The 13,069-nt window shown below is 72.2% G+C and carries 12 protein-coding genes; 7 read left to right on the top strand and 5 right to left on the bottom strand.

Translation table 11 applies throughout. The features are described 5' to 3' along the window. The first annotated feature begins 4 nt into the window (after nt 1-4). A complete protein-coding gene (pruA, locus tag ACWEN6_RS22415; RefSeq protein ID WP_452572452.1) occupies nt 5-1,630 on the top strand; it encodes an L-glutamate gamma-semialdehyde dehydrogenase in 1,626 nt (541 codons plus the stop codon). A gap of 62 nt (nt 1,631-1,692) precedes the next feature. Here the strand turns inward: pruA and ACWEN6_RS22410 are convergent, their stop codons facing one another. Continuing rightward, a complete protein-coding gene (locus ACWEN6_RS22410; protein ID WP_452572450.1) occupies nt 1,693-1,842 on the bottom strand; it encodes a hypothetical protein in 150 nt (49 codons plus the stop codon). Between the two features lie 132 nt (nt 1,843-1,974). On the opposite strand from ACWEN6_RS22410, the gene ACWEN6_RS22405 reads away from it, so the two are divergent. Next, the gene (locus ACWEN6_RS22405) at nt 1,975-3,279 is read left to right on the top strand and encodes an MFS transporter (RefSeq protein WP_452572448.1); all 1,305 of its coding nucleotides are present in this window, start codon (nt 1,975-1,977) and stop codon (nt 3,277-3,279) included. Here the strand turns inward: ACWEN6_RS22405 and ACWEN6_RS22400 are convergent, their stop codons facing one another. Then, nucleotides 3,280-3,858: a PIN domain-containing protein gene (locus tag ACWEN6_RS22400; protein ID WP_452572446.1), complete on the bottom strand. Its 579-nt coding sequence runs from the start codon at nt 3,856-3,858 to the stop codon at nt 3,280-3,282. Nucleotides 3,859-3,884: 26 nt separating this feature from the next. Continuing rightward, nucleotides 3,885-4,337, bottom strand: coding sequence for a helix-turn-helix domain-containing protein (locus ACWEN6_RS22395; protein ID WP_354919066.1), 453 nt, complete (start codon nt 4,335-4,337; stop codon nt 3,885-3,887). A 414-nt stretch (nt 4,338-4,751) separates the two neighbouring features. Here ACWEN6_RS22395 and ACWEN6_RS22390 point away from each other — a divergent pair, with 414 nt between their 5' ends. Continuing rightward, nucleotides 4,752-5,471: a hypothetical protein gene (locus tag ACWEN6_RS22390; RefSeq protein WP_452572444.1), complete on the top strand. Its 720-nt coding sequence runs from the start codon at nt 4,752-4,754 to the stop codon at nt 5,469-5,471. Between the two features lie 268 nt (nt 5,472-5,739). Here the strand turns inward: ACWEN6_RS22390 and ACWEN6_RS22385 are convergent, their stop codons facing one another. Continuing rightward, nucleotides 5,740-6,879 (bottom strand): SgcJ/EcaC family oxidoreductase, encoded by a 1,140-nt coding sequence (locus tag ACWEN6_RS22385; protein ID WP_452572442.1) that lies wholly within the window; start codon nt 6,877-6,879, stop codon nt 5,740-5,742. Nucleotides 6,880-7,155: 276 nt separating this feature from the next. On the opposite strand from ACWEN6_RS22385, the gene ACWEN6_RS22380 reads away from it, so the two are divergent. Both ACWEN6_RS22380 and ACWEN6_RS22375 read left to right on the top strand, forming a co-directional pair. Further along, on the top strand, nt 7,156-8,046 hold the full coding sequence (locus ACWEN6_RS22380; RefSeq protein ID WP_452572440.1) for an NAD(P)-dependent oxidoreductase: 891 nt from the start codon (nt 7,156-7,158) through the stop codon (nt 8,044-8,046). Nucleotides 8,047-8,094: 48 nt separating this feature from the next. Beyond that, nucleotides 8,095-8,850: an SDR family NAD(P)-dependent oxidoreductase gene (locus ACWEN6_RS22375; protein ID WP_452572438.1), complete on the top strand. Its 756-nt coding sequence runs from the start codon at nt 8,095-8,097 to the stop codon at nt 8,848-8,850. A 64-nt stretch (nt 8,851-8,914) separates the two neighbouring features. Here ACWEN6_RS22375 and ACWEN6_RS22370 read toward each other — a convergent pair whose 3' ends face one another. After that, nucleotides 8,915-10,312, bottom strand: a complete 1,398-nt coding sequence (locus ACWEN6_RS22370; RefSeq protein WP_452572436.1) for an FAD-binding oxidoreductase — start codon at nt 10,310-10,312, stop codon at nt 8,915-8,917. A 367-nt stretch (nt 10,313-10,679) separates the two neighbouring features. On the opposite strand from ACWEN6_RS22370, the gene ACWEN6_RS22365 reads away from it, so the two are divergent. Together ACWEN6_RS22365 and ACWEN6_RS22360 are read left to right on the top strand one after the other, a co-directional pair. Next, nucleotides 10,680-11,666 carry an aldo/keto reductase gene (locus ACWEN6_RS22365; protein ID WP_452572434.1) on the top strand — a complete coding sequence of 329 codons (987 nt, stop codon included), beginning with the start codon at nt 10,680-10,682 and terminating at the stop codon, nt 11,664-11,666. Nucleotides 11,667-11,707: 41 nt separating this feature from the next. After that, a complete protein-coding gene (locus ACWEN6_RS22360; RefSeq protein WP_452572432.1) occupies nt 11,708-13,060 on the top strand; it encodes an MFS transporter in 1,353 nt (450 codons plus the stop codon). Nucleotides 13,061-13,069 lie beyond the last annotated feature (9 nt).

Here is a 13,069-nt window from a genome sequence, read left to right as displayed (position 1 = left end):
TTCCATGGATGCCGTCAGCAACGTCCCCGTCCCGGCCAACGAGCCGGTGCACGGCTACGCACCCGGCAGCGCCGAGCGCTCGGTGCTGGAGAGCCGCCTGAAGGAGCTGTCCGGCACCGCGATCGACCTGACGATGACGATCGGCGGCGAGCGGCGCATGGCCGCGGGCGCCTCGATCGACGTCGTCCAGCCGCACAACCACGCCCACGTGCTCGGCCGCACGGCCGACGCCTCCGCCGGCGACGTGCGCGCCGCCATCGACGCGGCGCTGAAGGCCGCGCCGGCGTGGCGGGCGCTGCCGTTCGAGGAGCGGGCGGCGATCTTTCTCAAGGCCGCCGACCTGCTGGCCGGGCCGTACCGCGCGACGCTGAACGCCGCCACGATCCTCGGCCAGTCCAAGTCGGCGCAGCAGGCCGAGATCGACGCGGCGTGCGAGCTGATCGACTTCCTGCGCTTCAACGTGTCCTTCGCCCGCCAGCTCCACCAGGAGCAGCCGATCTCCTCGCCGGGCGTGTGGAACCGCATGGAGTACCGGCCGCTGGAGGGGTTCGTCCTGGCGATCACCCCGTTCAACTTCACGGCCATCGCCGGGAACCTGCCGACCTCCGCCGCCCTGATGGGCAACGTCGTGGTGTGGAAGCCGTCCCCGACCCAGCAGTTCGCCGCGCACTTCACCATGCGGCTGCTGGAGGAGGCGGGCCTGCCGCCGGGCGTCATCAACATGGTCACCGGCAACGGCGCCGCCGTGTCCGAGGTCGCGCTGACCGACCCGAACCTGGCGGGCATCCACTTCACCGGCTCCACGGCCACCTTCCAGCACCTGTGGGCCACCGTCGGCGCCAACATCGCCGGCTATCGGAGCTACCCGCGGCTGGTCGGCGAGACCGGCGGCAAGGACTTCGTGCTCGCCCACCCCTCCGCCGACCCGGCCGCGCTGACCACGGCGCTGATCCGCGGCGCGTTCGAGTACCAGGGCCAGAAGTGCTCGGCCGCCTCCCGGGCGTACGTCCCGCGCTCGGTCTGGTCGGCCATCAAGGACGACCTGGTCGCGACGGCCGAGTCTCTGACCGTCGGCGACGTGGCCGCCGACCTGTCGACGTTCATGGGCGCCGTCATCGACGACCGCGCCTTCGCCAAGAACAAGGCCGCCATCGACCGGGCCCGCGCGACCGGCGGCATCGAGGTGCTCACCGGCTCCTACGACGACTCCACCGGTTACTTCGTCAAGCCCACCATCCTGGTCGGCGACGACCCGGCCGACGAGATCTTCGTCAAGGAGTACTTCGGCCCCGTCCTGGCCGTGCACGTGTACGACGACAGCCGGTTCGACGCCGTCCTGGACCAGATGGAGAGCGTGTCGCCGTACGCGCTGACCGGCTCGATCATCGCCCAGGACCGGTACGCCATCGCCTCGGCGACCGAGCGGCTGCGCTTCGCGGCGGGCAACTTCTACATCAACGACAAGCCCACCGGCGCGGTCGTCGGCCAGCAGCCCTTCGGCGGGGCCCGCGCCTCGGGCACCGACGACAAGGCCGGCTCGATCTTCAACCTGGTCCGCTGGGTCAGCGCCCGCGCGATCAAGGAGACCTTCGTCCCGCCGACCGACCACCGCTACCCCCACATGGGCTGAGACCCCGCGGCCACTCCACCGGCCCGGTCAGGACGCACCACGCGCCCTGACCGGGCCGGCCGTCATCGCGGCGGCGTGTCGTCCGGCTCCGCGTGCGCCATGACGACGTAGGCCGCGCCCGTCCGGCCGAAATGGAGCAGCAGAACGCAGCCTCCCCTGAGCGTCACGGCGGCGAACCGCCGGACCTTCGCCCGCCAGCCCTCGCCACCCATGCCTGGTCCTTCCTTGTGAGCGATCGCCATACCCGAGGATCACAACAAGGGACAGAGCCTCCCTGGAGACGCACTCGCGGCGAGCGCCCACATCCCAGGAGATGCCGGAACCCGCGGACGGGGAGCGGCCCCATGGATCGTGGAAATGTCGGTGCCGACCGGCAGGATGCGTTCCGCCTGCCCGCCGCCGTGGCGGGTCTGCGCTCGGGTGGTCGTCACGGGTCCGGCCACCGCCATGAGCATCGCCGCGACCCCTCCGATGACGACGGGAGGTGCGAGGTGTCGGCTGCGCTGCCGGGGGCGGCCAAGGCGCTGCTGTGGGTGCGAGTGCTCAACCAGCTCGGGGCGTACGCGCTCGCCTTCCTCGCGGTCCTCGCCGGGCCCGATCTCGCCCCGGCCGCTCTCGCGGTCTTCGGGGTCGCGGCCCTGCTGTCCCGCTGGGGCGGGGCGCTGATGCTCGACCGGCTGCCGCCGGGGCTCACGGTGGCCGCCGGCCTGGGAGCGACGGGTATGTCGCTGGCGATCCTCGCCTTCGCGCGCACTCCCGCGCAGGTGCTGATCGGCATCGCTCTGGTGGGCCTGGCCTTCGAGATCTACGAGCCGGCGAGCCAGGAACTGGTGGCCACGGTCACCGAGGGCGACCGGCGCCAGGAGCTGTACGCGCTGCTGGGCAACGCGCTGGTGGCGGCGGGCGCCGTCGCGGGGCTGATCGCCGCGGTGCTCCTGCCGCTGGGAGTGCGGTGGCTCGTGGTCGTCGACGCCCTCACCTGCCTGGCCGCCGCGGCGGTCGCTCTGACCTTCCTCCCGAGAACCGGCCCCGCCCCCACGAGCGGCCGGCCCGGCCATAGGCGGGGCGGGGGACGCTGGCGGCCGCCGCCGGTGTTGGTGCGCTTCACCGTCGCCGGCACCGCCTTCGCCCTCGGCTACCTGTCGGTGGTGATGTTCCTTCCCCTGGAGCTCCTGCGGCGGGGCGCCGCGGCGTGGCTTCCAGGGCTCGTGCTGGCCGGCGCCGCCCTGCTGGCCCCGCTGGCGCTGTGGGCGACGCGGCGGCCGCTGACCGGCCGCTCCCACGTGGTCGTGCTGGCCGCCGGCGCCATCCTGCTCGGGCTGCTCGCCCTGGCCATGGCCCGGGCCTCGGGCCTCGCCGTCCTCATCGGCGCCTACCTGGTTTGGGCGAGCGTCAACGGCGTGCTGCTCGGCCGGTGGATGGCGCTGATCGCCGACACCGCCCCGGAGGCCGAGCGACCCCGGTGGTTCGCCTTCCTCGGGTCGTCCTGGGGCCTCGCCCAGCCCGCGGTGCCCGGCGTGGTGGCACTGGCCGCCGGCCTCACCGGCAAGACCGGCCCCGCCCCCTTCCTCACCGCCGCGGCCGCCTTCCTCTTCGTCCCCCTGACCCTCCCCACCCACCCCTCCCCCGCCACCGAGCAGGCCATCTGATCAGGGGCCTTCGGGTACGACGAGCAGGCGGTCGCGCAACCTGCGGGCGAACACCGGCACCCCGGCACGTTCCAGCGCACGGGTGATGTCCACTGCGGTCATGGGCGGTCGCCGCTTGCCCGCCGCCATCCTGGCCAGCGCCGCGACCACCTCCTGAGGGCTCTGCGCCAGCAGAGAGCACAGATAGCTGTCGGGATCGGTGACGGTCAGCCCATAGCGGCCCAAGGTCGTGGCAGGGAAGTCGGCGAGATTCCAGGTGACCAAAGTCTGTGCGCGGCCGGCGATGGCGGCCGCCATGTGGTGAAGATCATCGGGATCAGGACCGACCAACCGGTCCAGCAGATACTTGTAGTCCTCCTCGGGCACTCGAGTGTCGGCGAAGAACTCGCGAATCGCCATGCTGATGCGGGCCGCCGCCGACGCGGAGCGGTGCTGCTCGCGTACGATGACCCGCTCCCACTCCTCCAGCAGGTGATCGCTCCAGACCACGGCGTGCACCGCGTCCTCGGTCAGGGAGAGCATCAGGTCCATCAGCGAGAAGGGGAACAGCACGTTGGTGTCAACGAAGACCCGCACCATCGGCATGCTCCCCGGGAGGTCAGAGGTCAGTAGGGTAGATCCGCCTCTTCGGCTACCTCCATGATCCTGCGACGGCCTTCCGCGCGGCGTTCGCGACGAGCCTGGAACTCCAGGACATCCGCGAGGCGCACCAGACGATGACGGCTGTCCGGCAGATGTTGCGAGGGGATCTCTCCTTCGTCGAGCAGTCGCGCGACGAAGGGGCGGGACAGTCCCAGCAGTTCGGCGACCTCGTTCGGAGTCAGCCGAGTCTCGACCGGCAAAGCGAGGACGGCATTACCCTTCGCCAGGTCGTGCGCTGCCGCCACCAGGAGGCTCACCAGTGACCGGGGCAACTCGATGTCGGCACCGTCGGGCTCTCGTAGCACCAGCGACGCCTTCGTCGAGGCCGCTGCCGCCTCCAGGTGGGCAAGCAGCTCGCGATCGCCGCTGTCCGCCTCGACACGGGTCGCGCCGGCCAGAACGCCTGTGCGGGGCATGACCACCTCCCACCGAGAAATATCTGAAATAAGTGTAACCTGGCGTGGCCGGACACGCCAGCGCCAGAACCCGATGTACGACACCACGACATCACCGCACGTCCCCGCCGTTTGCAGGCGGCCTCCGCCGACCGGCCGCCGCCTGTTTCGCTGTGGAGGCGCTTCCCGGCCGGAGTCGCGCATGGGAGCGTGGCCGGGGCCCTTGATTCGCGTCGGTGGACGGCGGCAAAGTGAGCCCAGGACGCGGTCGGCAGGACGGCGCCGTCGGGACGAGATCACCGCAAGGGATACCCGCAATTCCACAACGGGTCGCCTCAAGGGGTCACCAGGGCGGGGTCACCGCGACACGGGCCTCGGGGCGGGATCGCCTGGGCGGGGACGGCCGTATGGGTGATGACGGGGAGTGCTGTGGACGTGCAACGGGGAAGGCCTGCTCTGCTGGAGCCGGGCGTGGTGGTGCTGTTATGGCTGCGGGTAGTGCTGCTGGTGGTGTTGTCATGGGGGGCGCTCGTGACCGCCCTCTCGGTGAACCCGCCCCTGCGCCCCCTCGGGGAGTTCCGCGCGGCGCTGCGGGCTGGGGAGGTGAGCTACGTCATCGCCGAAGGCTCCGGGCGCGTCCTGCGTGACCTGCGGTGGTCGTCCGGGACGCTGTTCTGGTCGCGCGCGATCCTCCCCGTTCCTGGCACCAGCGGCTATTCGCAGACCGATCTGAACGCGGACCTGAGCGTCGTGTACGGGCCGCCTCCCGTGGACTGGCGGATCGGCCCCCAGAACGGGCGAGGCTTCCTTCCCCGCTGGCCCTTCCACGTACCGGTGCCCTACGGGTCGTGGCCGGTGGGCGCGGCCTGGGTCCTGGCCCTGCTGGGCATGCTGTCCGTGGAACGGCCGCGTGCCGGCAACCGCTGGGCGTGGTTCTGGCTGTTCACGGTGGGCCGTGTCGGGGCGATCTTGTTCCTCGTCCTGGAGCCCCGCCCGCTCTGGCGGCCGTTCGACGACCTGCCACCGCCCTCTTCGCGGCTGGGCGGCGGGCGGGGATGCCTGTTGTCCCTCGTCATGAGCGTCATCTCTGCTGTTGCCGCATACGCGGTCGGCGAGGCGGTCGAAGCGGTGGTCCTGACCGCCACCGGCCTCTGAACGCCGCCTCGCTCCTCGTCGAGGGCGGGCGCCTGATGGTCGTGCGTGCTTCGTGAACACGGAGGCGAAGGCGTGCCGAGCCGGGCGGAGCGGCTTCGCCCGGCTCGGTGATTCCGCCTCGCCTGCTCCGCCCGGGTGCCCACCGTCGTGTCGGGCCGTCGGGCCGTCGGGCCGTCGGGCCGTCGGGCCGTCGGGCCGTCGGGCCGCCGGGACGCCGGGACGCCGGGCCGCCGGGACGCCGTGACCATGCCGGCGGCGGGGTGTGCCTTCAGGTGCGGGTGGGGCTCGGGGACGGGGTGGTCTTGCGGCCGGGCTGGTTGACCAGGGTGTTGTGGAAGGACCTGACCAGCCATTGGCCGGACTTCTTGACCACGACGCTCGTGTTGTAGGACACGGTGTTGGGGCGGCACTTGTTCTCCGCGCCGAAATGCACGCACCCCTTGCGGATGATGAAGGCGACCGTCGGGGAGACCAGGTCGATCTTCTCCTCCAGGGTGACGATGCGGCTGTGGGCGAGCTGGGCGTGCAGGTAGCGCTGGAACTTCTCGCCGATCTCGGCGCTGGTGCGCAGGTGCTCGCCGGTGACGTTCACGAAGTCGGCGTCCGGTGTGTAGGTGGCGGCGTAGGCCTTGCCATCGCCCTTGGACCACGCGTCGGCCTGGCGCCACCACAGCCGCCTCAGCGCGGTGAGCTCGGCCGCGATGTCACCGGCGGCCGCGGCGGGCGATGCGAGTGCCGGTGCGGCCGCGCCGGAGGGCGCTAGGCCGGGTGTGGCCATGCTGGGCGGCGCGAGGGCGGGGACGTTGGGGGCGACGGGGGGCGGCTGGGCGGCGGCGAGCGCGACGGAGGGGTGGTCGGGGGCCGGGTCGCCGGTCATCCTGAACGGGCGCTGGCGCTCCTCCTGGGGGCTGACCAGGGTGTTCTGGAAGGACTCGATCAGCCAGTGGCCCTGGCGCTTGACGGCGACGCTGCTGTTGATCGAGAGGTTGGACGGGCGGCAGGCCGTCTCGGCGGCGTACAGGACGCAGTCCTTCCTGACGATGATCGCCGTCAGGGGCGCCACCATGCGGACGCTCTCGGCCAGCCGCATGATCTGGGTGTTCTTGAGCCGGTTGTTGAAGTAGTACCCGATGCGGGCCGCGATCACCGAGCGGCCGTGCAGGTGCTCGCCCTTGATGTTCACCAGGTCGGCGTCCGGGGTGTACATCGCGGCGTACGCGGCGGCGTCGCCCTTGCCCCACGCCTCGGCCTGCCGGCGCCAGATGTCGCCGAGAGCGGCCGCGTCCGGGTCGGCGCCCCGCGGCGCGGCCGCGGCCGCGGCCGGTGGCAGGGCGCACAGCAACGCCAGACCGGCTCCTCCGATGGCTGCCAGGCCGCTGGCCCTCTTCCCGCGTCGACGGTTTTCCATTCGTGCCCCCCGATTATGCGCTCCTGCGGCAAACATATATGCGGTTCGCGTCCTCACCCGGCCATTCGGCCGCGTGTCCCCGCTCCGGGCGGAATTATGCGTGTATATACCCCTCTCCCCCATGACACCAATCAGCGAGCGCGAAGTCCGCCCTTATCACACATGCATGACATGCCAGCTCAGCACCCCGGCAGATCTCCATCTCCGGCTTTCTCCAGCGAGTCTCCGCGGCGAGAGCGGCGCCTGCGGCGACAATTGGCGGCAGGGGGATGACATATGCAAATAACTGTCCTGGGAATGGGCAACATGGGGCGTGCGGTGGCCGTGCGGCTGGCCGCTCAAGGGCATCGGCCGCGGGTGTGGAACCGCACGCCGGGCAAGGTGGAAGAGGTGGTGGCGGCCGGGGCGGTGGAGGCGTCCTCCCCCGCGGAGGCGGCCCGGGGCGCCGACGCGGTGCTCATGTCGCTCGCCGACGACCAGGCCGCTCTGCAGGTCATGGAGAGGCTCACCGAGCAGGCGTCCGGCGCCGACGGGCCGATCGTGGTGGACATGAGCACCGTCTCTCCGCGCACCTCCCGCCGGCTGGCGGACCTGGCGCCCGGGAGCCGGTTCGTGGCCGCGCCGATCATCGGCGCGCCGAGGACCGTCCTGGAAGGCAGGGCCTCGGGCCTGCTCGGCGGCGAGCGCCATCTGGTGGAACGGCTGGAGCCCCTGTGGGTCCGCCTCTTCGACGTCCACTGGTACTGCGGCGAGGACCCGGGCAGCGCGACCACCTTCAAGCTGCTCAACAACTATCTCCTGATGGCGGAGGTCGCCCTGGTCGCCGAGGTGGTCGCCACGGCGGAGGCGACGGGGCTGGACACCAAGCTCCTGCGCGAGGTCCTCGACCAGTGGCCGACCGTGCCGATCGCCGTCCGCAACCGCATCGACGACATCATCGGCGGCGAGCACCACGGCTGGTTCTCCACCCGGCTCGGCGCCAAGGACGTGCGGCACCTGGTCGAGGCGGCCGACGCGCACGGGCTGTCGCTGCCGATCGCGCGGCTGGTCGGGCGCCGGTACGAGGAGGCCGCGGAGCGGTGCGGCTCCGGCGCCGACATCGCCGCGGTCGTGGAGGTGCTCCGCGCCGAGCGCGGCGCCGCCCGTCCCACCGCGGAACAGGACTGACGTGGGCGGCCACGCGGCGCCCGCGCCCGTGCGGGGCGGTACCCGGAGATGACGGCCAACGGCACCCGGCCGCAGGTCGCGCTGGTGACCGGCGCCAACCAGGGCATCGGCCGCGAGATCGCCGCCCAGCTGGCGGAACGGGGCATGACCGTGCTGCTCGGCGCCCGCGACCCGGGCAGGGGCGAGGAGGCCGCCGCCGCGCTGCGGTCGGCGACCGGCGCCGACGTGCGCACGGTCACGCTCGATGTGACCGACCGCGCGTCGATCGACGCGGTCACCCGGTACGTCGCCGAGCGGTTCGGCGTGCTGGACGTCCTGGTGAACAACGCGGGCATCCTCGGCGACGTGGCCGGGCAGGACCCGTGCGACGCCGACCTGGAGGTGGTCAGGGAGGTCTTCGAGACCAACGTCTTCGGCCTGATCGCGGTGACCACGGCGATGATCCCGCTGCTGACGCGCTCGCCCTGCGGGCGGGTCGTCAACCTCACCAGCGGCCTCGGCTCGCTGACGCTGATGAGCGACCCGGCGGGGCCGTTCGCCCGCAGGCCTCCGTCGGCGGCGTACGTGCCGTCCAAGACGGCGGTGAACGCGCTGACCGTGCAGTACGCCAACGCGCTGCGCGAGCACGGGGTGCTGGTCAACGCGGCCGACCCGGGCCCGTGCGCGACGGCGTTCGCCCCGGCCCTGGCGGGCATGGCGCGCACCGCGGCCGACGGCGCTGCGATCGCCGTGCGGCTGGCGGTCCTCGCGCCGGACGGGCCGACGGGCGGCTGCTTCGGAGCCGACGGCCCGCTCCCCTGGTGAACCCGGTAACGCTGGTGACTCTGGTAGCTCGGTGACACGACCCGCACTCGTGAGGAGTGTCGTCTCAGCCGGGAAGGTCGTCCCCGTTCCCTTCGCCGGGGAAGGGGACGGCCTTGCCGGGGTTGAGGATGCCGTGCGGGTCGAGCGCCCGCTTGACCGCGCGGGTGACCTCCGCGCACTCGGCCGACATCTCCCGTTCGAGCCAGCGCCGTTTGAGCGTGCCGACCCCGTGCTCGCCGGTCAGGGTGCCGCCGAGCTCCAGCGCGCGGGCGAAGATCTCGTCGGCGGCCCGCGACACGTTGGCGGGGATCCCCGTCGTCCCGTGCGGCAGGACGAACAACGGATGCAGGTTGCCGTCCCCGGCGTGGGCGACGGTGGCGATCTCGCAGGCGTGGGCGGCGGCGACGGCCTGGATGTGGCGCACCATCTCGGCGAGCCGTGACCGGGGCACGCACACGTCCTCGGTGAAGGGGACGCCGCGCCGGGCGAGCGCCGGGTAGGCCAGGCGCCGCAGTCCCACGAGTTCGGAGGCCTCGGCGGCGCTCTCGGACCGCAGGGCCGTCCCCGCGCCGCCGCGGGTGAGGACCGCCAGGGCGGCGTCGGCGGCGTCCTCGCGGCCGGCGCCGTCGAACTGCACGAGCAGCAGCGCCGCCGCGTCCTCGAAGTCCATGCGCGTGTGGTCGCTCAGCGCGGCGAGAGTGGCCGCGTCGAGCAGTTCCATCAGGCCGGGGTCGAGTCCGGCCCTGGTGATCTCCAGCGCGGCGATGGCGGCGGCCTCCAGCAGCGGGAACTGCGCCACCACCGTGACCGGCGCGCCGGACGGGCGGGGGCGCAGCCGCAGGGTGGCCTCGACGATGACGCCGAGCGTCCCCTCCGAGCCGACCAGCAGGCCGGTGAGGTCGTATCCCGCGACGCCCTTGACGGTGCGCCGCCCGGTGGCGAGCACACGGCCGTCGGCGAGCACCGCCCGCAGGCCGAGCGTCCAGTCGCGCGTCACCCCGTACTTGACGCACCGCAGGCCCCCGGCGTTGGTGGCGAGGTTGCCGCCGATCGTGGAGGTCTCGTGGCTCGAGGGGTCGGGGGCGTACATCAGCCCGTGCCTGGCCGCCGCGCGGTCGAGGTCGGCCGTGATCACGCCGGCCTGGACCACGCAGTACTGGTCGTCGGCGCGCATCTCGACGATGCGGTCCATGCCGGCCAGGCTCACCACCAGGCACCCGTCCACGGCCGTCGCGCCGCCGGCCAGACCCGTCCCGCCGCCGCGGGGCACGACGGCGACGTGGTGCCGGTGCGCCCAGCGCAGGGCCTGCTGGACGTCGCCCTCCTCCCGGGCGCGCACGACGGCGAGGGGCACGCCGGGCGCGGCGAGCGGGGCGGCGTCGTGGCGGTAGGCCTGCACGGCATCGCCGGTCAGCAGGCGGGGGCCGAGCCGGGCGCGCAGCTCGCCCACGCTTTCCGTCATATCACGGGATAAAGAAGTCACGGGGCCTCGCCATTAATTCGGGAGCGGTATCACGTCCGGCCTTTAATCATTTCTCACCCGTATATCACAGACGCCGCCGGAACAACCGGGCGAGGAGTCACGCCGACGGCGCGCGAGCGGGCGCGACCGGCGTCGATGACGGTTCGCCCGTCACCTAACCATCCCTCGGATAACGTGGTCGGCGTCGTCCCGGGCGTCGGCGGGGACTGCTCGTCCATCGGCGCGACGGCCCAGCGCCGGCGGCATGACCGCGCCGCCGTAAAAGGGCTGCCCGCGTTTTCCGATTCCGTGGATCACAGTCCCGCCGCGGCCGGAGAAACACCCGGCGGACCACAAGGAGAAACCGATGGAACACCGGAAGCTCGGGGAATTGGACGTGTCCGCGATCGGCCTCGGCTGCATGGGAATGTCGCAGTCGTACGGCCCCTATGACGACGAGGAGTCCATCGCCACCATCCGGGCGGCGCTCGACCTCGGCATCACCCTGCTCGACACCTCGGACATGTACGGATACGGCAACGGCCACAACGAGTCGCTGGTCGGCCGGGCCATCGCCGGCCGGCGCGACCAGGCGGTCGTGGCCACCAAGTTCGGCATCAAGGGCTGGACCGGCGACGGGAGTTTCGTCCTGGACTCCAGCCCCGAGTACGCCCGCGAGGCGTGCGAGGCCTCGCTGCGCAGGCTCGGCGTGGAAGTCATCGACCTGTACTTCCTGCACCGCCGCGACCGCGAGATGCCCATCGAGGAGATCGTGGGCGGGATGGCCGAGCTGGTCACCGCGGGCAAGGTGCGCTACATCGGGCTGTCGGAGGTCAGCACCGACACCCTTCTGCGCGCGCACGCGACCCATCCGATCACGGCGCTGGAGAGCGAGTACTCGCTGTTCGAGCGGTACGTGGAGAAGGACGTGCTGCCGGCCTGCCGCGAGCACGGCATCGGCCTGATGGCGTTCTCCCCGCTCGGGCGCGGCTTCCTCACCGGCACCGTGCGCGACATGGGCACGCTGTCGCAGGACGACTACCGGCACACCGACCCCCGGTTCAAGGGCGCCAACCTCGCCCGCAACCTCGCGCTGGTGGACCGCGTGCAGAGCATCGCGGCGGAGCTGGAGATGACCCCCTCCCAGATCGCCCTGGCCTGGGTGCTCGCCCAGGACGAGCACATCGCGCCCATCCCCGGCACCAAGCGGGTCACCTACCTGCGGGAGAACGTCGCCGCGGCGCAGGTGCGGCTCACGCCGGAGCAGGTGGGCCTGCTCGAGAGCGCCGTCCCCGCCGGTTCGGTGTCCGGCGAGCGCTACCCCGAGGGGATCATGCGCACGGTCGACGCGTGAGCTTCCCGCCGCACCGAGTCCACCCGCCACCGGAGGGCGACATGTCCGTTCCACCCGCCGGGTCCGAGGAGATCGAGACCCGGACCGTACGCAAACTCGTCCGCAGGCTCATCCCCCTGATGATCGTGCTCTATTTCCTGAACTTCCTCGACCGGGTGAACATGAGCTACGCCGCGCTCGACATGAACGCCGAGCTCGGGCTGACCGCGTCGATGTTCGGCCTGGCCGCCGGCGTCTTCTTCATCGGGTACGTGCTGTTCGAGGTGCCCAGCAACATCGCGATGCTCAAGTTCGGGGCCCGGGTCTGGATCGCCCGCATCGCCGTCACCTGGGGCCTGTGCAGCGCCGCCCTGGCCTTCGCCCAGGGCCCCGGCAGCCTGTACGCGCTGCGCGCGCTGCTCGGCGTCGCCGAGGCGGGCCTGTACCCCGGGCTGCTGCTCTACGTCGCCCTGTGGTTCCCGGCCCGCCGGCGGGCGCAGATGCTGTCGATGTTCCTGCTCGGCATCCCGCTGTCGTCGGTGCTCGGGGCGCCGCTGTCCACGGCGATCATGCAGTACGGCGACGGACTGTTCGGCATGTCCGGATGGCGCCTGCTGTTCCTGGCCGAAGGCATCCCGTCGGTGATCGTCGGCGTGTGGGCGTTCTTCTGGCTCACCAGCCGCCCGCAGGAGGCCCGCTGGCTGGCCGACGACGAGCGCGAGTGGCTGGTCGGGACCCTGGAGGCCGAGAACCAGGCGCCGCCCCACCAGAAGGGGGCGCTGGGCCGGACGGTGCGCGACCCGCGCGTGCTGCTGCTCGGCGTGGTGCTGTTCGGCCAGGCGTTCGGGCTGTGGGCGCTGACCTACTTCCTGCCACAGATGATCAAGGGGCTCGAGACGGCCTTCGGCACGAAGTTCTCCTACCTGCAGGTGGGCCTGGTCACGGCCATCCCGTTCGCCGTGGCCACGGTGGGCTTCGTGTGGTGGGCGCGCCACTCCGACCGGACGGGCGAGCGGCGCCTGCACTGCGCCGTGCCTCTCCTGCTCGGCGCCGTCGCCGTGGTCGCGTGCGTGCTGGCGAGCAACCCGTACGTGCTGGTCGCCGGCATCGCGCTCGGGCTGACCGGCATGCTCAGCTCCACCGTCGCGTTCTGGCAGCTGCCCGCCCGGGTCGTCGCGGGGACGGGCGTGGCGGCCGCGGGCGCGATCGCCCTGATCAACTGCATCGGCGCGGCGAGCGGCTACCTGGGCCCCCACCTGTTCGGCCTGCTGAAGGACTGGACGGGCTCGTTCGGCGCCGGCCTGTACGTCGTGGCCGGCTTCATGATCCTCTCCGCGGTGACGGTGCTGCTGGTGGTCCCGGCGCGCCGCGGCGCCCCGGAGACGGCCGAACCGTCGCGCGCGGTCGTCGCGTGACGGGCACAT

The organism is Sphaerisporangium sp. NPDC004334, assembly GCF_053602655.1.
This window is presented reverse-complemented; position numbering and strand designations above follow the sequence as displayed.